Annotated in this window: 19 protein-coding genes and 1 tRNA gene; 5 read left to right on the forward strand and 15 right to left on the reverse strand. The window is 43.2% G+C overall.

The window, feature by feature from the left end; translation table 11 throughout:
- Position 1: 1 nt before the first annotated feature.
- The 5 genes from CUN85_RS02250 to CUN85_RS02270 form a co-directional block, all read right to left on the reverse strand.
- Complete coding sequence (locus CUN85_RS02250) at positions 2-700, reverse strand: GTP-binding protein (protein WP_135388577.1); 699 nt, start codon at positions 698-700, stop codon at positions 2-4.
- Entirely contained in the window at positions 697-1,461 is a 765-nt protein-coding gene (locus tag CUN85_RS02255; RefSeq protein WP_135388579.1) for an ATP-binding cassette domain-containing protein, read from the reverse strand. The genes CUN85_RS02250 and CUN85_RS02255 overlap by 4 nt, the downstream gene beginning before the upstream one ends.
- Positions 1,458-2,714, reverse strand: a complete 1,257-nt coding sequence (locus CUN85_RS02260; RefSeq protein WP_135388581.1) for a cysteate synthase — start codon at positions 2,712-2,714, stop codon at positions 1,458-1,460. The genes CUN85_RS02255 and CUN85_RS02260 overlap by 4 nt, the downstream gene beginning before the upstream one ends.
- A 204-nt stretch (positions 2,715-2,918) precedes the next feature.
- Positions 2,919-3,656, reverse strand: coding sequence for a tetratricopeptide repeat protein (locus CUN85_RS02265; RefSeq protein WP_135388583.1), 738 nt, complete (start codon positions 3,654-3,656; stop codon positions 2,919-2,921).
- 234 nt (positions 3,657-3,890) lie between these two features.
- Positions 3,891-7,097 carry a tetratricopeptide repeat protein gene (locus CUN85_RS02270; protein ID WP_167848760.1) on the reverse strand — a complete coding sequence of 1,069 codons (3,207 nt, stop codon included), beginning with the start codon at positions 7,095-7,097 and terminating at the stop codon, positions 3,891-3,893.
- Positions 7,098-7,334: 237 nt separating this feature from the next.
- On the opposite strand from CUN85_RS02270, the gene CUN85_RS02275 reads away from it, so the two are divergent.
- Together CUN85_RS02275 and CUN85_RS02280 are read left to right on the forward strand one after the other, a co-directional pair.
- Positions 7,335-8,039, forward strand: coding sequence for a phosphoribosyltransferase (locus tag CUN85_RS02275; RefSeq protein WP_235856155.1), 705 nt, complete (start codon positions 7,335-7,337; stop codon positions 8,037-8,039).
- Positions 8,040-8,257: 218 nt separating this feature from the next.
- Positions 8,258-10,882: a tetratricopeptide repeat protein gene (locus CUN85_RS02280; protein WP_167848761.1), complete on the forward strand. Its 2,625-nt coding sequence runs from the start codon at positions 8,258-8,260 to the stop codon at positions 10,880-10,882.
- 557 nt (positions 10,883-11,439) lie between these two features.
- On the opposite strand, the gene CUN85_RS12900 is transcribed toward CUN85_RS02280, so the two are convergent.
- Positions 11,440-11,604, reverse strand: a complete 165-nt coding sequence (locus CUN85_RS12900) for a hypothetical protein (protein WP_167848762.1) — start codon at positions 11,602-11,604, stop codon at positions 11,440-11,442.
- Between the two features lie 667 nt (positions 11,605-12,271).
- Positions 12,272-12,409 (reverse strand): hypothetical protein, encoded by a 138-nt coding sequence (locus CUN85_RS12905; RefSeq protein WP_167848763.1) that lies wholly within the window; start codon positions 12,407-12,409, stop codon positions 12,272-12,274.
- 270 nt (positions 12,410-12,679) lie between these two features.
- On the opposite strand from CUN85_RS12905, the gene CUN85_RS02285 reads away from it, so the two are divergent.
- Both CUN85_RS02285 and CUN85_RS02290 read left to right on the forward strand, forming a co-directional pair.
- Positions 12,680-13,501, forward strand: a complete 822-nt coding sequence (locus CUN85_RS02285) for a hypothetical protein (RefSeq protein WP_135388591.1) — start codon at positions 12,680-12,682, stop codon at positions 13,499-13,501.
- 55 nt (positions 13,502-13,556) lie between these two features.
- Entirely contained in the window at positions 13,557-14,096 is a 540-nt protein-coding gene (locus tag CUN85_RS02290) for a gamma carbonic anhydrase family protein (protein ID WP_328591216.1), read from the forward strand.
- Positions 14,097-15,129: 1,033 nt separating this feature from the next.
- On the opposite strand, the gene CUN85_RS02295 is transcribed toward CUN85_RS02290, so the two are convergent.
- The 4 genes from CUN85_RS02295 to CUN85_RS02310 form a co-directional block, all read right to left on the reverse strand.
- Positions 15,130-15,894 carry a helix-turn-helix transcriptional regulator gene (locus tag CUN85_RS02295; RefSeq protein WP_167848764.1) on the reverse strand — a complete coding sequence of 255 codons (765 nt, stop codon included), beginning with the start codon at positions 15,892-15,894 and terminating at the stop codon, positions 15,130-15,132.
- Between the two features lie 560 nt (positions 15,895-16,454).
- Positions 16,455-17,456, reverse strand: a complete 1,002-nt coding sequence (locus tag CUN85_RS02300; protein WP_135388595.1) for a CBS domain-containing protein — start codon at positions 17,454-17,456, stop codon at positions 16,455-16,457.
- A 109-nt stretch (positions 17,457-17,565) separates the two neighbouring features.
- A complete protein-coding gene (locus CUN85_RS02305; RefSeq protein ID WP_205804328.1) occupies positions 17,566-18,342 on the reverse strand; it encodes a CBS domain-containing protein in 777 nt (258 codons plus the stop codon).
- A gap of 192 nt (positions 18,343-18,534) precedes the next feature.
- Positions 18,535-19,140, reverse strand: coding sequence for a YkgJ family cysteine cluster protein (locus CUN85_RS02310; protein WP_135388599.1), 606 nt, complete (start codon positions 19,138-19,140; stop codon positions 18,535-18,537).
- A gap of 480 nt (positions 19,141-19,620) precedes the next feature.
- Between CUN85_RS02310 and CUN85_RS02315 the strand changes: the two genes are divergently transcribed.
- Entirely contained in the window at positions 19,621-20,259 is a 639-nt protein-coding gene (locus tag CUN85_RS02315; RefSeq protein ID WP_135388601.1) for a hypothetical protein, read from the forward strand.
- A 385-nt stretch (positions 20,260-20,644) separates the two neighbouring features.
- Here CUN85_RS02315 and CUN85_RS02320 read toward each other — a convergent pair whose 3' ends face one another.
- The 4 genes from CUN85_RS02320 to pscS form a co-directional block, all read right to left on the reverse strand.
- A complete protein-coding gene (locus CUN85_RS02320) occupies positions 20,645-21,280 on the reverse strand; it encodes a hypothetical protein (protein ID WP_135388603.1) in 636 nt (211 codons plus the stop codon).
- A 37-nt stretch (positions 21,281-21,317) separates the two neighbouring features.
- A tRNA-Gly gene (locus CUN85_RS02325) sits at positions 21,318-21,388 on the reverse strand.
- Positions 21,389-21,454: 66 nt separating this feature from the next.
- Positions 21,455-22,408 carry a mechanosensitive ion channel domain-containing protein gene (locus CUN85_RS02330; RefSeq protein ID WP_135388605.1) on the reverse strand — a complete coding sequence of 318 codons (954 nt, stop codon included), beginning with the start codon at positions 22,406-22,408 and terminating at the stop codon, positions 21,455-21,457.
- Positions 22,409-22,473: 65 nt separating this feature from the next.
- A complete protein-coding gene (pscS, locus tag CUN85_RS02335) occupies positions 22,474-23,637 on the reverse strand; it encodes an O-phospho-L-seryl-tRNA:Cys-tRNA synthase (protein ID WP_135388888.1) in 1,164 nt (387 codons plus the stop codon).
- Positions 23,638-23,645: the final 8 nt, after the last annotated feature.

Below are 23,645 nucleotides of genomic sequence, written 5' to 3' on the forward strand. Positions count from 1 at the left end.
ATTATTCACCCTTATATTCCATGAAGCCGTCGATCTGCCGCAGTACACCCATATGATACTTGCGCGCAACCCTGGTCTCCCCCGTGCAGAGAGAACATATTGCGAGAGGCGGATTGTATCGCAGGACCATATTATCATTAACATCGGGACCTTCAGCCACCAGTTCGGCAAGCTCGAAGGATCCTTTTCCGGTGAGCCCGTTGGCCTCCACTAAAATACAATCCGGATTAACATCAAGTACCCGTTCCCTGAAGACCTCACGTTCTGCCTGTGAGACAAGGTCCCCTTTTGTAGTGACAACAATGTCTGCAGTGGTGAGCAGCGGACCTACCTTCAGGGGAGTGTTAGGGCCCGTTGTAACGTCTATGGCACATACCGCCAGGCATTCGTCAGGATAAGGCGCACAGCGCAGACACAGGCCTGCTGTCTCATTGAGTACTACATCAGCATGTTTTTCCGCAGCCCAGCCAATCATAGCATCAGTATTATAGATGGTAAAATGGTCAGGACACATATCTTTTGCAAGACCCACGTGCACAGGTATGTCCAGCTTGCTGAAACGCTGATCATCGTCTGTCCAGAGACAGTCCACCTTTACAACAGCCGGCCTCTTTCCGGCCTTCATAAGAGCCTTGATCGTATGGAGCAGCACCGATGTTTTACCTGAACCTGGAGTACCCGCAACCACGACCAACTTCATGAGAGTCCCTCCACGACCTCCCCCCTGCGAATGGTCTCTCTCAGTGACATGAGCCAGTTGTCCACCTCGGTAATCCTGCCGCAGACATCCTGTTCACCTATGCTTGTGGTTATTATATCAACCATCCCACCGTTACGTATAACGATCCTGCGGGATGCCATCAGTGCCAGTACCGGATCATGGGTCACTACTACGACTATCTTCCCCTCACCTGCAAGCAACTGGAGAGCTTCCTGCTTTTTTATACCTGCATTCTCTATCTCGTCGATGAGCACCACAGGAGAATCACTTATAACCGCAATATCCGCAGTCATAAGAGACCTTGACTGGCCACCGCTCAGGACAGTAAGATAATGATCGGCAGAGATTGGTTCGCCTGTAAGGGTATTTGCAAGTTCTATCACCTTATTCACAAGTTCCGGTCCTTTTCCCCTGCTGCGTGTATGCATATGCAGGAAATCACTAACGGTCATATCGGCCAGGAAATGCATTTTCTGGGATAACTGTGCCACAAGTTTCCTGCGGGGGTCCACACGGATGAGGGCATCCGGCCGGTTCCCGTTTATCAGGAGTGTACGGCCTGTGGGAGTATCACCCTGTGCAAGTTGTTCTATATCATCTATCAGGGTACTTTTGCCCGAGCCGGTGGGACCCACAATACCTATGATTTCTCCTTTACATATTTCCAGGGAGTTTACAGGCTCTGGAACACCGTCTTTGTCCATGCCTCCAAGAATTGTAAGAGTCAGTTCATCTTTCATAATCTCACACCAAAAAATTCTTCCACTATCTTCAATATCCTATCTTCTGCATCCGGGTCGTCTGCCGAAACACCGGCGGATGGTTCAATTAGCCTTACAGGATGATCCTGCATCAATCTCTTCTGTCCCCCACCTGTGATATTCAGGACAATCCGGTCCTCATGCCACACGTTACCTTCTTCCACTGCCTGCACAAGTGCTGCCACTGCCACTGCTGCAGCGGGATTTATGTCAATTCCTTCTGTTCTTTCGAACAATGACTGTGAATATGTTGCTTCATCATTGCTTATTGCATACATGAGGCCCCCGGTACCGTCGAGTGCATCCTTCACGCCTCCTTTTATAGCGTAGAGAGGCTTCCTGTTGTAAAGTACATCATCATACATGCCTTCAGGACAAGATTTGTCAACCGCATCTGTACCGGACCGGAGAGAATAAAGAGGAGCACAGGGATGGTTCTGTCCCAGATGCAGGACAGGAAGCTTCGAACCGAACCTGCCATCCCCCACAAGTCTCATGGAGGCTTCCCAGGCAGATATCCCACCGGTGCCGCTTCCCACAGCCTGGAAATAATGGTCCGGGAGAGTATCCATGGCGAGGGTGGCATCGAGCATGACCGTGGCCATCCCATCACGACGGGCAATGTTCTTTGCTCCACCCTCATTAACAAAACCTTCCCGGGAGGCTATCTTGCCTGCAAGGGAAATAGCATCGAAATAATCACCATCCACAGTAACAAGGCAAACTGAAGGATTTTGCCCATGTGTGGTCCACAACCGGTGAGCACTTGCACCGGGCACCACCAGAAGCAATGGCTGTCCTGTAATAGTGCATGTATGTGCAAAAGCACGCGCGGTGTTACCGGCAGATGCCACAACCATGATCCGCTCCTCATTCAGCTCTCTGATAAGCTGCATGGTAGGGAAGGACTCAAGGTCCTTGAACGTACATGTCATCATCCTGGCATCCCTCTCTGGCCAGTAACCGTTGAAGGCTATCCACAGGTCCTCAAGCCCATATTTGGCTGCAAAACCCTCACTTCTATAGGTGATGGTCCTGCCCGAACCTTCCTCTATTATATCGTGGACAGGCAGCCAGTCACGATATCTCCAAATACCCGGCAAGTCTGCAGGATACAGTTGTTTTGTCGAATAATCGGTGCGCAGAAGTGCATCATCACCGTTCTTACAGTTCAGTGAATGGGAACTATGTATTTCCCCACAGTCCAAACACCTGACAACGTATTTTTTCATTGTACAAGATGTGGACTAAAAAGCATTATAAAACTTTCCCCGATACCTGAATAAATTGCCTTTTTGTACCATATTCTTTCATTCATTAGTATCTTAAGGGTAATTTAAAGCCAAAATCAGTAAAAGTATAATATCCGGACAGATATGTTCCGGATATTCGGTCAGTTTTACATTGCCTGTCTGCCCGGAATGTAAAGGATAACTTCACCCTTCCTCCTGAGTACCTTCCGTTATCATCAATCCATAAGCCTCCTTTCCGGCAAGCTGGCCCATACGGTAAAAATTCCCGACATCAGGACCGAAATTATTGATGAGAGTATCGATTGATCTGAAACTGTCCAGCATCTTCTTCTTCTTCTTCTTCTGGGCCTCTCCTAGCCCACCTGACTGCATATTCGAAACGTGTTCTTGCATCAGGCCGTCAAGCATACCCTTAAAATGCCATTGCGGAGCTTCTTTAGGTGTTATTCCAATGGATGCCTGGTATGCTTTCATTGCCAGATCGTTCTTTTCAAGTCCCAGGAGAGCAATTACCTTCCCGGAGATTGATTCCAGATCATCAGTACTCTTTTCCAGCAGATCGTCGAACACATCGGCAGCTTCCTTGAAGCTCTTCTGCTTATTGAGCAGCATGCCCTCATACCTTTTCAACTGGGCATCATTACTGAACTTACTTTCGGCCTCCTTCAGTGCTTCTATAGCTTCTTCGTCCTTTTCCACCATACTGAGGATCATTGTGGTCTGGATGAGACGTTCCTTTTCATTGTCTATCTGCATAAGGAAAGCTTCCGCAAAGCCAATGCCGCGTTCTGTCTGGCCCAGTGCATGATACGTGACAACAATCTGATAGAGATTGTCCATACTCGGATTCTTACTAAACTCTTCTTTGAGTTTTCCCAGTTCAGCCAGAATATCTTCTTCAGGATCGGTCTGATCGTTCATACATAAGTATTGGAGAATTCAACTTTAATAACTTACGACATCAACCGGAAAGCATTTACAGCAAATACTCCGGTTATGATGCAATTATAATGTAAAAACTATATCAGCATACTATGGAATAAGATCCAGCAGTACGTAATCCACATCAAAGATCAGTGAATTTAGTATAAAAGAAAAATGAAGGCTATGCACAGTGAATATTGCGACATCATAGCCCACTTTTGAAAAACCGGCTTATGCATAGCCGGTTTGATTTATCGGATCCGCTTCTTCGCTCTCATTATCATACCATCTTTCAGGAAGCTGATAGTCGAGCGTTTCACTATAGGTGTCCGGCAGGAAGAAGCCAGTACCCCTGTCATTCAGGGATACCGTGAAGCCGGGATCGACTGAATGAAGCTTATTATGCACATTCTTTGCTTCCTCATATTTACCCAGACGATAGAGAGCGAACTCCTTATTATAGAGCACCGATGGATTATCGGGGTCGAGTTCCAGTGCCCTGTCATAGCATTCGATTGCTCCTTCCACATTCCCCCTTACATTCAGGATGAAACCCTTATTGTACCATGCTGTAACAGAATTGGGATCTAGCTCCAGTGTCTTATCGTAATACTGGACAGCTCCACTGCTGAGCATATATGAAAGCATACCTTTGTGATAATAGGCTGATGCACTCCGGGGGTCAAGGGATATGGACTCATCGAACATCCTGGATGCGGTTGCCGGGTCACCCTTGAGATAATAGGCAAATCCCTTTATATTCCATGCAGCAACATTGTCAGGCTCAAGTTCAGTGATGCGGTCGTAGGTTTCAATGGCTTTTTCATAATCACCGTTGTTCTCGTATGCAAGACCCAGTTTGAACATAGCGGCAGTGTCTTCCGGCTTCTGCTCGATTATACGATCATAATAAACTATAGCTTCATCATATTTACCCAGTTTCTCGGAGGCCTGACCCTGGAACATAAGGACAGTGGAATTTGCAGGATCATATTTCAGGACATGTTCGAACGAGTTCAGGGAATCCTCATATCTTGCCACCTGATAAGCAGCAAATCCTTTCCTGTACCAGACTTCAGTGTTCTGCGGGTCTTCCTCCAATATAGCATCGTATGACTCCAGGGACTCACCATACATACCGTGCCTGTAACTTGCATCAGCCTTTGAGTACAGGACCTCTGTATTCGACGGCTCTTCTTCAAGCACCTTTTCAAAGGCTTCAATCGCAAGGACGTCATCTCCGTGGTTATAGTGTGACATGCCTTTGTTGTACCATATATCAACATTACCTGGATCGACCGATAGAGCCTTTTCATAAAACTCCACAGCTTCGGAATACCTGCCCAGCTGATCAAGCGAAGAAGCCTTTCCGGCCCAGGCGGCACTAGAATTGCCATTGAGCAGTATGGCTTTCTCGAAGCACATTACAGCATCCTCCGGGCCTGACATCTCATTCAACAGATTACCTTTTGCAACCCAGACAGCATCAAATGTAATTGCCCCGCCAAGTATATCGTCACTGCTTATGCTTCGCTGACCATTTCCTGAAGTTGTCAGAGGTATCGCGTCGTTCCAGATGAGCAATGCATTTGGAAAGAGCATGTCACCCTTATTCGTACCCAGAATTCCCGCATTTTTTGAAGCATTGACACCTGAAATGACTCCTGCATTCAGTAATTCGAGGTCAGCATTCAGCTGGAACTTTGCAGCGGAATGGCCGGGCTGTATCTCAAGTACTTTTTCGTAACAAACAATCGCTTCATCATATCTGCCGAGATGATCCAGAGCAGCACCTTTTCCTAACCATGCTTCTGTTGAATCCGGCTGGAGTTCGATCACTTTATCATAGCTTGCGATGGATTCCTTATACTTTCTTGTATTGCCGAGGTCCACTGCCATGGCATACCAGGCAGCTGTGAAATTAGGGTCCACATTCACGGCTTTTGAATATGACTTGATGGCATCGTTCTTGTCTCCGAGCCGGTCGTAGGCCTGCCCCAGATCATACCACGCACGTGTACAAGAAGGGTCCGCTTTCAGGGCCTGGTCATATGCATCCGCAGACTTGTCATACTGTTCCAGTTTATCCAGAACAGCAGCTTTCTTATACCACACGGTCGCAAAACCGGGTTCCTTGCTCAATACCCTGTCGTATGCATCAACCGCTTCCTCATACCTGGTCAGGCTATCATAAGCAAGACCTTTATTGTACCAGAGAAGAGATGACTCATAAATAAATTGAGGTTCCTCGCTGTATGCTGGCATGGAGCTTACACTGGAAGCAAATATCGTGCTCACTGATACGGTTTCAGAATTCCGGTCAGCAACATTGTTCTCTTCCAGCTGTAGTGCCCTGTCATATGCCTGGATGGCTTCATCATACATACCAAGTTTATCCAGCAGAGTACCTTTACGGGACCAGACTTCCTTATTCCGGGACTCATATGCCAGAACCTGGTCATAAGCCTTCAAAGCATACTGGTAATTTTCCAGTTTCTCGAAATTGAGGCCCATTCCATACCAGGCTTCGGTATCATACGGATCGATGGAAAGTAACTGGTCGTAGTATTGTATAGCTGATTCGGAATTATTGAGCTTCTCCTGGACTTTTGCCATGCCCCTGAAGGCATCCTTGTTATCGGGCTCAAGCTCCGTTACCCTGCTATAGCAGTAACTGGCATTCTCAAGGTCGTCCATTGCATCGTGTACAAGACCCTTTTCATACCATAGTGCTGCATTTTCCGGTTCTATCCCGACTGCAACATCATAGATAACAATTGCCTTATCATATCCTCCGGCCCCATACATTCTGAATGCACGTTTATGTAATTTATCAGCGTGATCGGCACTCATTCCGATAACTTCGTCGTAGTACGAGAGAGACTCGTTAAACCTGCCAAGCGCTTTAAGAGACACAGCCTTATGGTACCGGATAGTAGCTGCTTTTGAATCAAAGGTGGCTGCTCCGACATATTCAGCATCATTCCCTTGCACGAGCATAAGGCTGCCGACGTTAAAACCGGATTCATAACCCCGATTATATCCTTTCTCAAGTGAATCCTCGGACATGTTGTATGAGATGAGCGCATTTTCATGATCCCCCATTGCAGAAAGTATAAGACCCTTTTTGAAATGTCCTGCAGAGGATGAAGGATACTCCTCCAGCAGATCATTGTTGAGCTTTGCCGCATCCTCATACCTCCCCATCAGAAACAGTGTGGAGACCTTGTTACTCATTGCTTCGTAATGAGCAGGGTCAGCCATAAGAGACTGGTCATAGTATCCCAGAGCTTCCGAGTAAGTTCCGTTCTTTGTGAGTGCAACACCTTTTGAATTAAAATAGGTGGCATCCTGCTCTGAACTAGCAGCAGCAGGGCTTAAGATAGATGTTGCAATTATCAATAAGATCAAACCAATAAGATAACTTTTTGTTTTCATATGCATCATCGTGTTTTTGCTGATGTCAAGTAGTTACCCGAGGATAGATTTTAAGGTATATACATGTAACGAATTGCAGTTTCTTATTTGCAATCCGGGATTATTAGAATTAAGTGATCAACAGTGACAAGCTCAGACATTTCAGACCCCGTACAGTCAATAAATGTCGAAGATAAAAGTATATTCATTTCTTAATATTATAAGGAATAAAATATATTAAATTATTCCCCGGAGCGAATGTATAAAATAGTAACTCTAATAATTAACAAAGAGGGGGAGTTACAGCTTATGGTATTGTTCAGGGACAGAAGTGATGCAGGTAGAAGAATTGCCGAGGAGTTTTCCGAATATTCAGGGCGTAGCGACGTACTGCTGCTTGCACTGCCAAAAGGAGGCGTACCTGTAGCATTTGAAGTTGCAAAAAAGCTCGGAATAAAGCTTGACGTATTCATAATCAGGAAACTAAAAGTTCCGGGCCATGAAGAAGTTGCCATGGGAGCTATCGCAAGTGGAGGTGTCAGGGTCCTCGATATGAATATCATGAAAAACCTGCACATCCAGGATAATACCATTGCTACCGTGGCTGCGACGGAGCAGGAAGAACTGCAGAGAAAGGAACGTTTGTACAGGAAAGACCGCCCGGAACAGGACATAGAAGGTAAGACCATCATCCTCATAGATGACGGAATCACCACGGGGGTTACTATGAATGCAGCTGTCAGCGCTGTCAAGGCCCGGAAGCCATCCGGAATCATTGTGGCAATACCCACGGGACCCTTCGATGTCTGTGAGCGTCTCTCAAAGAAGGTTGACAATGCCATATGCCTGACTAACCCCGAACCATTTTATGCCGTAAGCGCCTCTTATGCAGATTTCTTCCAGATAACTGATAAGGAAGTCTGTGATCTGCTGGAGAAGTCTTCGGACCCGGGTACCCATTAGACGCAGGGAAACTGCAGTACAATGTATTGCGGTTCACGGATCGCACGAGTACGGAACAAAGCAGTTATCAAGCTATCGTTACATGTATGTCCTTATTACATACTGATACCCCCGGGAATTGGCCAGAAGATATAAATTACATCCAAAATCTTGTTCTGGCCTGTAATAAGTATAAACCAGACTCAGAGAAATACCCTATGTCCAAGAGATCACAAGATATGGCAATCAGGCACCTGAACAGAGGGGTGTCCTTTATTGAGAAGAGGTTACACGCAGATGCGACCCAGGCCCTGGAGCAGGCAGAAAAAGATGCAAGAGAGGCAGATTCTCCTGAAATACTTGCAAATGTACTGCAGACATATGCCGACCTTCTTCTATCCGAAGGAAGAGAAGAAGATGCCTTCGAAAGATATACAGAGGCAGGAGAAATTATTGTAGAACTTTCCGGAAAAGGATATGAGACCACCGAACAACTTGCAAGCATATTCAGCAATATTGCCCCCATCCTTGAGAAGAAGGGGTACATATCCCGGGCCCGGGAGAAGTATGAGGTCGCAGTCAATAATTACGAGAAGTTAATCGAAAGAGAGAAAAATAATATTGCATACAGATCGAATGCTGCTTCCACATTGAACAACCTGGGTGCACTGCTTGCCGAAGAGGGAGAATATGAAGCATCAAAGGAGAGTTTTCAAGAAGCACTCAATATAATGGAAGACAGCCCGGCAGATGTAAAAGAAAGCATTCCTTTTCAGTTTAAGATGGCAACTGTCCTTGGAAATCTCCTGGATCTCGAAACAGATACCGGGCAATTTAAACAAACAGAGGATAAGTACAGGCAACTTATTGAAACTTACAGAAAGATAATCAGGATGGACCCTTTGGAAACATCCTACCTGGAGAGATTGTCCCTGGCCCTGATCACATACGGAGACAGGATGGCACTGGAGGGTAAGAAAGAGGATTCAGGAGAGGCATATAAAGAGGCGCTTGATATCCTGGAAGAACTCCCCGATAAAAAAGAAAATGGTAATGAGTACTACCTGAGGATTGTAACCGTCCTGAATAAACGTGCATCGTATTTTGCTGAAAAAGAATATCATGAAAGTGCAAAGAACAACCTGATCAAAGCCCTGGAACTACTTGAAGAACTACTTGAAAACGACCCTTCAAATACGGATATCCGTTCAAGAACAGTTGCTGTCCTGAGCGACCTCAACAACCTTGCCGAGGGAGAAGAAGCATCGGAAGCTAAAATTGCCTGCTATGGAGTTATAGAACGTTTATCGGAAAAACTACTGGATATCAATCCTTCCAGCCTCCCTTACAGGCTGAATGTTGCCTTTTCACATAACATCAAAGGAAAGATCCTTGCAGAACTTGATCGAGAGAATGAGGCGGGTTCCGAATTTACAAAAGCGGTTGACAGCGCCCTGGAAGGTCTTCAGAGCGATATGGAGGATACTTACTGCCACACTACAAGTTCGCTTATCAACGATCTTGAAATTTTTGCAGCTAGAATAAAGGACAGTGAAGAGAGGCTTCGCATTTACGGTATCGTGCTGAACAGACTTGAAGGATTTGCAGATATGTGTCCGGAAGATAGGACAATTAAAGCAGATATCGCAGGTGTGCTGCAAAAGATCGCCAAAATAATGATAGAAAAGGAGAATTACGATGATGCGGAATTTGTTCTTGGCGAAACTGCGGCAATATATGATAAACTGCTATCCATCAAATCAGGTGATGAGAACTATTCTGCGGAACTGTCATCTGTTCTGCTGTCCCTGGGAGACCTTCAGTCAGAACTGAAAAACCAGGAAGCTGCCCTTGGGACATACCTGAGGCTTTTCAGAATGGCACCGGCAAACAAGAAATACGGAAGCAAGCTTGATTCCATTCTTGCCGAAACGGAAGCATCGCCCCAGTATGCGGAAAATAAAGAAGTATTAATTGCAGAATACGAAAAACTGCTTGCAATAAGAGAAGAATTGCTTGAGAGCGAACCCGATAATACACAGTATAGCCGCAACCTGGCAGGATTGCGGGAGAGAATTGCAGGCCTTCTGCTTGATATTGGACGTAGCGAAGAAGGGCTGGATATTTTGTGTTCCCTGCTGTCAACCCGGGACAGTAGTTCATACCTTGTTTCAAAGGTAATTGATGCATTGGAAAAGTTCAGGCTGTCGGTCTCTGAAAGCGACAATACTCATGAGAAGATCAGCAATTATGGCCTCCTGCTTGAGACATATACGAAACTTTCAGACATGGGGCTTGCAGATGTGAGTGTACAGGAGAAAAGAGCTGAGATACTTGAGAAACTTGCTCTCCTGCATTATGAGAACGGTTCTCTTGAAAAGGCAAAAACTAATTACGGGTACGCACTTTCCGCTTACACAAAGTTACATTCGGCGCAACCATCCGACATTGCAGTACTTGTGAAAACGGGCAACCTTAAATGCCGACTGGCCTCTTTGCTAACGGATGCTGGCCATACTGTAGATGCACAGCAGATGCTTCGATCATCTCTTGACGATTACCAGGGACTGCTTGAGCATGAACCATCCAACATTTCGTACCAGCAGAATACTGCATATATACTTAACAGCCTCGGTTACTTACTTCTTGAAGAGAAACTCTTCAAGGAAGCAAAACCATTGTATGAAAATGCCCTTAAGATGTATGTTCAGATAATTGATTCAGATCCTGAAAACATGTCGTACAAAGCAAACGCTGCCTGCACTTTGAATAATCTTGGTTACATCCTCGAGAACATAGGAAGAGAGAATGATGCAATCTGGATGTATGAAAAAGCAAGAGAGTTGAACAATGACCACAGTTGAATGTGCCCGGAAATAATATCTGCCATAGAAAGAGATCCAGGGTACAATGATCAAACACAGTATCCGGACTCGGACCTATAAGAAGGAGAGGGAAGAATTACCACACCATGAAAACAGAAACTGTTTTTTAAACGCAGGATTTTTGTGGTAATCCTTTTTACTTTGACAATAACCCAGTACATCCCGGTACTACCGGAATGTAACTCCACCATCGCTCATACTCCACTTGCACTGCATTTGTGCAAAGAAGGGATCAAGGCAACGTTTACGTTTTTCTAGGGGATTTTGAGGGGATGAATTTGCCAGGATCTCTTTTTTCGTTTTTCCCGTTTTGTTTCGGATGAGGTACATATCGAACCTATATGTCAATTGGTCATTGCAGACAACCTGTTTCACCAGGTACTTACCTGCAATATCTAGTATTAAATCATACTATATAAATATATGTATATTATTATATATAATAATTATCATCATTATGAGGAGTTCTGCACGAAAAGGGAAGTCTCATTGAGATGTACAACGATTAAAAATAAGAATCACCATGCAGCATCGTTTCAAAAGAGCGGAACATTATTGAAAAGATATGCACAGATACCACCTATCACCAGTGTTCGCATAGCATCCTGACCATACGGTAATGAACCGGCTGACTGGCATATAATTAGACTGGCAAACACAGCAATAAAGATCGCATAGACAACAATATTTTCAATTTCCATATTTGACCACTTTTTCGATCACCTGCAGCAACAGTTCTGATCTATTATTCATATATCGGCTTTTGTGCATGATCTCGGTAAAATAACCCATATCCTATAAAACTGTTAATACTACAATATCTTATAGAATTTATAAAATAAGGGAAAATATGCCCCTGCTTCCGGGATACATTCTTTAAAAATATTAGCATGAATAATTATAACACAATTCATAATAGACCCACCATCCCATAGAAACTGCAGCGTATACTGTAATAAAACTGAAACTGAACCTGTGTAAAACGAAAATTTCAAAGCAAACTTATCAGGGAGTGAGTATGCCAGGAATTGAGGAATTGTTAAGTGAACTCCATATCAAATGGCTTGCATTAAAAATCACGTATATCTTCTGACTGGTGATCAGCAGGAAAATAATATACAAACTCATGAAAGTAAAAGCATCGCAAAAATAAATATTATTAAATAAACAGAACCCTGATATTGCAGGGCCTTGATTGAGTTATGACAGGTCATAAAAAATCAGAGGATACAAGGTATTTACAACTTCTGCAGTAATAGAATACGTTCATACCAAGTATTTGTCTTTTGAGCATTTCTTTACAACGGAAACAAGTTTTAGTGTTTTTATCCTTATTTTTATATTTAAGTTTTAACCCCATCTCCCACCTCAGGCGATCATCATTGACGAATCCAGCCTTGCTGTTCCTTTTCTGGCCCAGTAGCCGCATGTTTCACAAAACTGCATACCTTTATCATTCTCATTCAATCTGGATCTGCACAACGGACATTTTTGTAGCTGCTTCATTATTTACCCCCACTTGTATCATGAAAGATATGGATCCTCCAAGCACCTGTGTTTGAAAGATCATCCCCGATAACTCTATAGTGGCATATTTTTATTTAAGCTAATCTGGAATGAAATTCATAAGCCTTGTTAGATAAATATGGCATTAAATTTTTAGCACATGCTAAGTCGGGATATTTATTGAGAAGAACGTCTGACCGGAAACTTACTGACATAATCCGCATAAAAGAGACAGAATGCCTTAAAATCAATAATCTACAATTATACCTGATGGATATACACAGAATAACGTCATTTGCCCGCCCTCTGGATCTGAGTGACAGAGGCAACCTTCTGATAATCCTGATCACATCCATTATGTTCCTTGCCGCAACGGTTTACCATTACATTCTGGCAGAAACCATTGTAATTGCTTTTCTTAATGGTATAAGAGCAGGCCTGATAATATTCATGACATGGGCGATTTCAAGGGAACTCGACCCTGACCATGCTTTTTCTGCATTCGTACCAGTAACTTTTGTTTTGATCTCGATCCTCCTCTTTGGAGTACACCCTTTACTGCCTATGTTGTGGACCTTATTGATACTACGTACTATCAACCGTACGACAGGCATCAGGGCAGGGCTCATAGATATTCTTATCATACTATCCACAGGAACCGTACTTATTTTCAATATATCATGGATATACGGAATTCTTACCGGCATCGGGCTTTTAGTCGACAGCAGACTGTCCCCGCCGGGAAGGCTTTCTTTTACGGCAGGACTGTTTATAGTAATTATTTCCTGCTTTTCCCTGATGCTGGAAAGCATAAGCCTGCCTGGTTTTCCATTTTCTGATAAACTTGCTCTTATAGCGGTAACAATATTGTTCCTGCCAGTGATCCTGAGTACCTCCCAGGTACAAAGTGTGGGAGACAGAACCGGAGAAAGACTTGACCCGACGAGGGTACGGGCAGCACAGGCAATGGCATTACTGATCGTTCTCAGCCTGAGTCCAGGAGATACCGGCAGCTGGTTATATGGGATGTATTTCATTCTTGCCGGGATCGGGATATACCGGCTATTTTCAGGAAGGTTCACTACTACCTGAGGAGAAGCAGATGTGAACAGGGACATAAATTTAAACTCATGCTATAGAACAGAGCATGAAAGGTCAATTCACAAGTGATACAATGATCATTGATTTCAAAGATAAAAGTCCCTCAATTGCAGAGGAGACGTTCATAGCAGATTCTGCAGAGATAATAGGGGACGTTAAAGTAGGTAAACTCTCAAGCATATGGTTCAATGCGATTGTCCGCGGTGACATGGGCAGCATCTGCATAGGCAGCAGGACAAGTATCCAGGATAACGTCGTCATTCATACCGATACTTCCATGAAAACAGATGTTGGAGATGACGTTACTGTCGGGCACGGAGCTGTGATACATGGCTGCAGGATAGGCAGCAATGTCATTATAGGAATGAACTCTACGATCCTGAACGGAGCAGTTATTGGGAACAATTCCATAATCGGGGCTAATGCACTTGTTCCGGAGGGAAAGCAGTTTCCTGATAACAGCATTGTAGTCGGCATTCCTGCAAAAGTGATCAGGGAAGTTACTAACAGGGATATTAGAAATATCTCGCAAAATGCAGCAGAATATGTAGAGCTTGCAAAAGAATATAAGCATCTGAACAAGTGATGTTTACACAAACCGATCTTCATTTTATGATTTTGCGAAAAATGGAGGCATAGACATTGAAATTCTAAACGCAGTTATGTAGTACTGTTACTTAAAAAAACTCTGAATTTTTTTTTGAATCCCCTTATAAATTAACATTCGCTTAAAAAGTAAAAGAGGATTAAGTTAAATAAAAAAATATCTAATTATTATTCACGGGTTAGGGAGTGACAAGCGAAGGATAGGAGTGAATGAGATATGGTGATATCTCGGCTTCGTAAGGGAAGAGGCGCTAAAGGCGTAGCATTTTTTACTAGCGCCTCACCCTACCTGAAAACATTGTTTTAAAGCGGATACTATTACATTACTACCCTGAAACGACATTCCTTATCTCCGACTAGCAAGGCCCTTAAGCAGCTGTTTTAACCAAACATTCATAACTTCTACTCCCGGCTTCTGCATTCGCTTTATGGGAATACCAACCTACGAGTATTCATTTTTAAAAGAATATCAACTGTACAGTTTATTAAAGTGACATCTGCGAAAGATAATTATTATCAGGTACGTTTATTGCCAGGCAGATTTACAGCCGAACTTCCTAATCAGGTTGACAATGAAAGTTGATATCTCCTATTCGTATGTGAACAATTGTAATCTGCAGGAGCTTGACAGAAATTCTTTTAAAATGGGCAATGGTTTTGATTCACATTGTTAAGTTTACATATCACATCAAAACTTTAGTCGACGTTGCAAATTAAGCGAGGTTTACGTTAAATACAATCAAGAACGAGTTCTATTTGCGGATAAATCCATAATCCGTCAGAGTGGGGGACAATACTTGCCGGGATATTTGGGTCATATCTCGAGTCTACAAGGATTAAGGTGCCAGGATAGGATATTTTGAAGGCATCTATCCCTACCTCCTGTTACAAGCAAGCAATCGGGCAGTATCTTTCAACAGGAGATCGCAAGTATGACTCAAGCTTAAATATATACGCTGTAGACTCCCCGTCTCTGATAGACATGACCCGTTGAAACGATCAGAACAAACTTTTCAAACATCAGTTATTTGTAATGAATCGTTCTTGTAGTGATCGAAGAAATCCTTACCCCATTTGAGTGCGTCCGGATCAGATAACATTAAATGCTTATTGTCATAATAATCCTCATTGGTCAATAACATTAATTGAACATAGTGATCGTTTTCTGCAAAAGAGACAAAATGCATGTCCTTCGGATATAGATAAAACTCAGTCCGCCTGTTCTTCACAAGATGTTTAAGGTCACTGTATTGTTCGGAGCGCATCTTCTCAAACAGTTCACGGCTGAGGACCACAGATATATCCACACCCTTATCCAGGAGTTCTAAGAACAGTGATACAAATACCGGATGAAGGCAGGTAGTGACTGTAAAGAAGGAACTTGAAACTTTGGACTTTTCAAGGAACATTCTATCAAATTCATACATTTCTGAAAAAGGAGGGTCCACTATGGTACATGGATCAAGTTCAGGAAGCCTTTTTATAAGTCTGCGTGGAATAAAATCCAGCCTGTGGTCTTCCCAGTAACCATCGTTGGAATCCAAAAAATCAAGTATTGACATAAGAGGCTCCATTTCTTCAACCAGCAGCTTCCCAATAGTAGTTAGCTTGTAAGGCTCTTCTGAGCCGGCTTCTTTTGTGAGGAGAAAACCATCTTCCAGTATTTTCAACTGAAAAATCAATGGTTGTCTTTCAATGTCCATAATCCCCATGATGGTCCGTATATCTTTAGGACCGTCTTTTAATAAGAAAAGAAGATCCTTCCTTATATCTGACATGAATAATACATCTAAAAGCGATTTCTTCATTTGTCAATCATCCCCACAGCGAAACACGTGATCCTGCTTTGTGAACTTAGATGGAACGGATACCATCCAAATGCAAGCCGAAGTAAAATAAAAAGAAGCAGAACATATCCATACGAATTTAGATCTGTCATAATGCAGACATATAGGTTTCACCTTTGCAAGAATCCCTTGATCCTAATTTACTTTTGTGATATTTTTTAGATCGCAGATCAGGCATGTCAATGACACCCATTTCCTGGAATTATTCCTTGCAGGTCCGGGATACATTTACCTATCCCGAAATTACCATTCCCCCTGACATTTCACTTCTTTAACCTATACGACATATTCTGGTTTGTTTTTATTTAACCCAACCGTCCTTTAATTTTGCAAGACAGGTTCAGAATAGATTGTGTGGTTTGTTTGCTTGTAGCACCGTCTTTTAATAACATTGAATTTTCAGGTGGCAGATAACAAAAAAATGTAAAAATGTAAAAATATATACATGTGATGCCGTCTCTTCATATCAAAAGGAAGATTCGGTTGTTTCCTTATTCGGACATGGCTTTCAGGAAATCCCTTTCAGTAATGATCCCTGCAAGCTCATCATTATCCATTACAGGTAGTGAGCCGATATTGTTCTCCAGCATCAGGCGTGCAGCATTACCCATATCCGCATCAATATTTATGCTGACAAGCTTTTTTGAGATCAGTGAGTCCACAGGTTCATTCAGTGCCTCATGGACATTTCCTGTCATTAGCCGGTGGAAGGCATCCCCGCTTCCGATAAAACGCATGATATCAGATGCAGTGACCATTCCCAGTATATCACCGTTCTTTATTAGCGGCACTCTTCTGAATCCATTGTCTATCATCATCTTTGCAACATCACCAATGCTTGTTTTGGGGGTTACATGCTTCACTTTTCTGCTCATGTAATGAGCAACCTTCTTAGCAGTTATGACGCCTTCTGCGAACCGGAGAAAATCCTTTTCAGTACAGATAGCAAGTACATGGCCCTCATCATCCACAACAGGCAACCCCCCGGCATTCTTATCCAGCATAAGGCGGATAGCCTCATCGATACCGATATCATTTGAAATGCTGACGGCATCATACTGCATGATCTCCTTCACAGATGCATTGACAGCTGCAAGCAGGTTACCTTTGTAATGGTTCTCAACAAGCAGATTCTTGCTTCCGCCCCCAAGGAAATCAATTACGTCAACAGATGTAACTATCCCTTCCAGACGGTTTGTACCTGCATCGGTAACAGGAACCCGTCTGAAACCATTTCCAGTCATGGTTTTAATGGCAGCAATGATCGTTGTTGTTGGCGGTATGGTCACGACGTCCTTACTTGCGACAGCCATAATACCACCTTCATGTTGTGCTATCCTTTCATCAAAGTCAACCGGTCCGGCACGAATTATACCATTGCTACTGTACATCATCGGGTCTCTTTTATTAGGGGATTTATCGCTGTAATTCTGTTTTTCCCGTACTTTAAGGTTTTTTTGATCTTCCATGGAACGCTTATCTCGTATATTCATTTATAACACCACACTCACTAGATTAGCTTATCACCTGTTCATAACTGTACCGCAATGCCAAAAAAATCCATGCGGCAGAATATTCCAGTAGCTTCTTTCAGGCCCGGGATCACTGGAACCCTGTCCCTTTCAGGCACGCCTTCAGCAGGTCATACCTGTCGACAATACCTACCAGTTTATTATCGTTTGTGACACTAATTCTGCCGATATTGCGTTCAAGTACGGTCTGGATAGCTTCACTGACAGATGTGTCCGGTGAGACCGAATATAAGGGCGTGGACATTACCTTCTCCACCTTCGGCGAATCACCTGTACTACTGCCCTGAGTGTTGCTGGAAGCGGTTCTTATATACCCGGACCTTATTATATCACTCCGGGTAACGATACCCATTGCCTGGCCCTTGTGAGAAACTACGGGTATACCGGTATAGTCCCATTCCAGCATGTTTGACCACAACTTAGCAATGCTTTCATCGGGATATGCGGTCCTGACTCCTGTTGTCATAATCTCCCCGACTGTTTTCGGCGATCTCTTCGTGGGCTCTATATTCCTCAGTATGTCTACTTCACTAACAATTCCAACTAAACTTCTGTCACCTGTCGAGGCAATAACCGGAGCCCTATGCTGCTTTGCGTCCAGGAGCTGCTTTGCAGCCTCTAATATATCCGTGTCCGGTGTAATTGCAGGATACTCTCTTACATAGCCCCGGACCGTTACGTTTGATTTACTTGATTTAATATTAAGTATATCCTGATCGTTCAGGATACCTACCACTCTTTGCTCCCCATCCAGAACAGGAAGACCTCTCATCAGATTATCCCTCATGATCTGCCTGGCATGGGTCATATGATCGTCCTCCCTGATAGACACAGGGTCTTTTGACATTATCTGGCCGACTTTTATTTTTTCACTCCCTGGGGTAAGTTACTGATATAACAGATTTCTCCCCATTTAAAAATATGAACCCGCAATTATTTAAAATGCACCTTCTATCCTGACAGATATTGCATTATGAGCCCGAAAACGGGAATGTTAAAAACAGCAGCATGTCTGTGCAACAGAACCGGACCCACAATATCATTTTGCAGTAGCCGGAACACTGCTCATTTTTTGAGAATTCGTTGAAGCCAGAAACATTGACAGCATTTCAAGTTCATCGAAAGGAATCTGCATTTCTTTCAGGACGGTCTTGAAATGGAACTCTGTGAGTTCTGAAGCATAAGAATCTATATTCCTTTGCCATTCTTCAGATATCCTGAGCTTCTCCTGTTCGGATAATCCTGTCTTTAAAATAGAATCCATGACCCATGAAGCAAAATCCCGGATTATCAAAAAACCGACAGGACACGGCTGCAAGCCTATAGAGTTACCAGATGTGTTCACCTTAAAAGGATAGAGACCACAAACTATTGGTCTTTTAGAGTAAACTTCGCACCTGCCTGTTTCATTAAGGAAAGAACAGGGTGCGTTCATCAGGTACAGGCCGGGAGAAATATCTTTATTAATCACCCCGGACTTTACGGGATCAAGAACAGTAAGCAACTTCAATTCGTCCTCGAAAAGATGAATTTGTCCTTTACTGCAACAGTGTGCTCCACACGTATCCGGACATTCATAATGTCTCAGAATGTTCTGAACAACGTCATACCGAATCGCCTTTTTAACAGCTGCACTAATCTCCATATATGTTTTTTCACCCGCTTTATGTACATATTGACGATCCTTAAACGTCTGTATAGATAAATAACATGAATATAACGGTTTTGCTTGAAAAGGATAGTTAAAATGTAATATAAAATGTTAAGATTGGATTTTAGTTGCTTAATAACATATCAAACCTGAAAAAAGCAATATTTTTCACAATAATAATTATTTTACAGTTAGATTCCTTGGGGACTGCAGGCCCGGGAGTTAAACTGAACTGCGTTGTTAATTGCGCACTTTATGAAGGACCCATTTCTAACGACTGCCTGTCCTCTTTGTTCACTTGCTGTTACTTGAGAATTTATCCATACCACCATTACATCAAGCTTTGAGTAATATACGTTCTATTCTTTGTTTACAACTCATTAATTCAAATCAGGATCTCTACAGAGCCAACGGACATAATTGCTAAGTATTTAAGTATTATCATTGTCTATATGTATTTGGAGGTTATTGTGTATGTTAAAGAATAGTCTTTTATTCGCTATGCTACTTGTTAGTATAACTTTGATTGTAACAGGATCTGCTTCAGCAGATGAAGATCAGACAATAGGAATTAACTGCGTGGACGACGGAGAAAAGGAGTGCTTTGAAGAAACTGCCTGGGCAGCTGAGCATAAACCTGGAGGTGCTTACCGCTTTGTTGAGAGGGGCAACTGGGGCACATACGTCGATTACACTCTTGGTTCGTATAACGAAAGTATTCCAGGCAGGTATACAATCTATGCAGGACAGTCCAGCCAAGCTGGAACCCTGAAGGTATATGACGACACTACACTTCAGGACGGAAAATACTATGGTACTATCTACGTTCAGTATGCCTACAATCAATCTGACTCTACTTACAAAGACGGATATAATGGCTCATGGACTGGATTGACCGAGTATCACCTGCATGTGGCGGATTCACGTGATGGTATCCCCATGACCAGGAATGGAAATCCAATTCCCGGGCAGTTTGACTATTCAGCTGAGTATAATGATAAAAAATCCAGTACTGACTGGATTGCAATAGATATAAATGGTTACGAGGATAGTGAAGTCTATATTGCTGCTCACAGTGTAGTGTGGTGGTGTGGATTCCCGGATTCAGCTTGAACACGATCCTGAATGCCGGAGTGATTTGCACTCCGGCCATTCTTTAGTTCCCGTAAAGCTGGAAAGTTCTAAAAACATCGCGTACACTTTTTTATTGGAAGCAAAAGAATCGATTTTTGCAGAGTAATAGCAAAGGCGTTGCCATAGTTTGAGTTGTATATACCCTAAAAATCAATGCGGGGATATAGTTAACAAGAAAAACGGAACTTTTATTTTAAATTTTTAATGTCCTGTTGACTAAAAACAAGAAAACCAAATTCTATACTAAACATTAGATTTTGTTTTATAGGATTAATTAGGTATCATTCACCCAAATTGGAACTAGTTATAAAAATAATAAATACAGTATTAAATTTATAGCTTTTTAACTTCGTAAAAAGGTCATTTAATCTACGTCCTCATTGAAGCAATCTTCAGTCCAATTCCTAATTTTCCGTTTCTGTAAAAAAGACCTCATTTGTTTAGTTTTTAAATTTTCGGGAGTGATTTGTACAATGGAACCATCTTGTTTTGATTTTACCGAAAAAAATCGAGAAGCACCGATTGCTTCATCCTTATAGGCGAAAAAAGCTACAACTCGAATTTCCAGCTTTTCGATAGAACTGATGTCTGAAAGATTCAATTTCTGCAGGAGAGAATTAAATTTACCTACACAAATACGACTCCCATGAGAAAAATTTCTTCGCTGAATACTCTGTGATTGCTCTATTTGTTTGTTGGTATCAAACTGACCGTAATCTTCAATTTTCTTTTTATATACCTTGTTATTTTTTCCATACCCAACCGCAAATATACATGTAACATCCATCATTTTTTCACTCAAATTTGTAAGTAAACAAAGCGAATTGTTACTGGTGCCCTGTGACTGTTGTATCAAAATCCTTGGGTAGTTTTGGTTGCGGTATTCGCGATACAAAAGGTGTGCGTAGAACCCCCAGATCACTACTGTAATGATATTAGTTAGAGGCGTGATAGTAGTAGCATTCTCACTAATCCAAGAAAAAAATTGTTCACCCACCATACATCTTTACCTATGAATTCACTATATTATAAATCAATGCGGCTACCGGGAATCGAACCCGGGTTAGAGGCTTGGGAAGCCACTGTCATACCGCTAAACCACAGCCGCACAAAAAAGAGTAAGAAGAGTATGGCTTTTAAGATTATAGATTTTATGGTGGTATCTTGATATATTTTATACGGAGTATCTTACTTTCTTGCTCTCAAACACAGTGGAATTATCGGCAACCCCTGTGAGGCCCAGTTCTTCGAGAATTATACTGATGAGCTGGTGTCTTGTTTTTTCCCTGCCTTCGAAGGTGGCTTTGTACTCGGTTATCAGTTTTACACCGTCCTTGTCAGAACCCAGGTGGAAACGGGCGTCTGCGCAGCCGATAAGCCGGGATTTCTCCCTGATGTTCTCTATCCTTTCCTCGAGATATGAGGGGATATCCTTCAGGTAAAGGTCAAAGCTCAGTTTGAAATTACCCTTTCCGTGATTCCGTATGGTTTTCTCCAGGAAGGTCTTGTTCGGTATCTTGTAAAAATCGTTATACACGTATGGATACGGGTCCACCACAACATAGAAGAGTCCTATGTGTTTGACGATCCCCTCTTCATCCCCTACCTCGATATAGTCACCTATCTTGAATGGTTTCTTTGTCAGCAGTATGAACCATGCGAAGTAGGAGAATATTATATCCCTGAGCGCAAAGGCAAAACCGGTGGTGAGCAGACCAAGGAATATAGCTATGTTCTGGATACCGATGCCAAGCTGCCAGAAAACAACCAGCACAGCTACCGAATATATAAATGCCATATACATCTTACTGAGCAGGATCTTCTCTTCCTGCTCGCCTGCACTACCAAAACTGTCGGGGATCAGGTATACTGTCAGCCTGATGAACACTGTTGCCATAATGTATGACATCAGTACGATGACAATGGCTTCCAGAAATACAAGGACCAGGTCGGGAACCATTATCAGTTCCCGGCCGCTGGCGATAATCACAGCTTCGAGCGGCAGGACCCCAAAAAGGAAAAGCAGGACCATCCTGCTGAAATCCTTATTGAATATCCGGGTCTTATCCTTCAATTTCTTTAGTGCTTCATCAGCAGGGTTCTTTCGGAGTAAGTTCTTAATGGGCATATCTGATTACTTTTTGCGTGGTCAAAAGGTTTCCGACTTTTTGATCGCCAGTAAACAGAAGGGCCTTATCCCATCTTCTGATACTTGTCGATAATTTCCTCGAAGGAGTCTGCAATATACTTTAAGTTTTCCCTTCCGACCTGGAATGTACTAAGCTTGAAATACTTGGTAAGGCCGGACTTTATACCGTGGATCTTCCTCTGTTTCATCTCTTTATACAGGAAATACCGACCCTTCTTGGCAGCCTGTGATATCTCATAAAGCACCGGAGCTTCAAAGAACATCAGGTCATGGTTGTGTGGCTTATCCCCCATCTGCATAATACCAAGGTCCTCCAATCTTGAAGAGAACCAGCGGGCATCCGCCACTTCATCATACCACCTGTTCGTGCGCTCCACCACATGAGGGAAAGAAGCCATCATGGTCATGACAGGGGCACCCCTGACAGTACAGCCCAGAAATTCGACCTCCTTGTTCTTATGAGTAGGAGATTTCCTGAAAACAATACCCGCATATTCTTCCTTTACTCCGAGCACACCGATGGGACCGGAAGAAGCCATGGATTTATGTCCACTTCCAACGATAAAGTCGGCACCCAGCTTCTTAGCATCTATGGGCATCCTCCCCACTGAATACGCTCCGTTGACCATCAGAGGTACATCGTATCTGTGGCACAGATTGGATATCCTTTTCACATCCGCAAGGTTCCCGTAATTGCCATCCGGATATGTCACCTGTGCAAGTGCCGGTGCTTTACCTGTTTCCCTGATAAGATCATCGATCACAGTTGCATATCCATCGACATCTGTCTTATATTCAGGATTGCCACTGTGAGGAACGGTCCTTATGTTAAGCCCTGCACGCTGTGCTGCAACGAAAGAGGAATAATGGGCAAGCTCATCCAGTACGATGTAGTCGCCTTCCTTTGCCATGGAGTGCATAACCGTGAATTTTGACTCCCTGGCCCCATGAGTGATCCTTGCCACATCCGTGTTCAAGAACTCAGGCAGGGCGCTATGTACGAATTCCTCTATCGGGGGCTTCTTGATCAGGTCCAGCACCCCATCACAGTAATCACAGACGGAATAGCCGTCTCCCCATTCAAGGAGTGCACGGCTTGCCTCTTCGGTAAGTTTCCCGCCTGTCTGGAGAGGATCGATATTTATCGCATCTTTCGCTTTGCGTGGGATAAATCCAAATTTCTTAAGTGCTGCATCATCAAGTACCATATCTTCAC

The sequence above is a fragment of the Methanolobus halotolerans genome, from assembly GCF_004745425.1.
GTDB lineage: Archaea > Halobacteriota > Methanosarcinia > Methanosarcinales > Methanosarcinaceae > Methanolobus > Methanolobus halotolerans.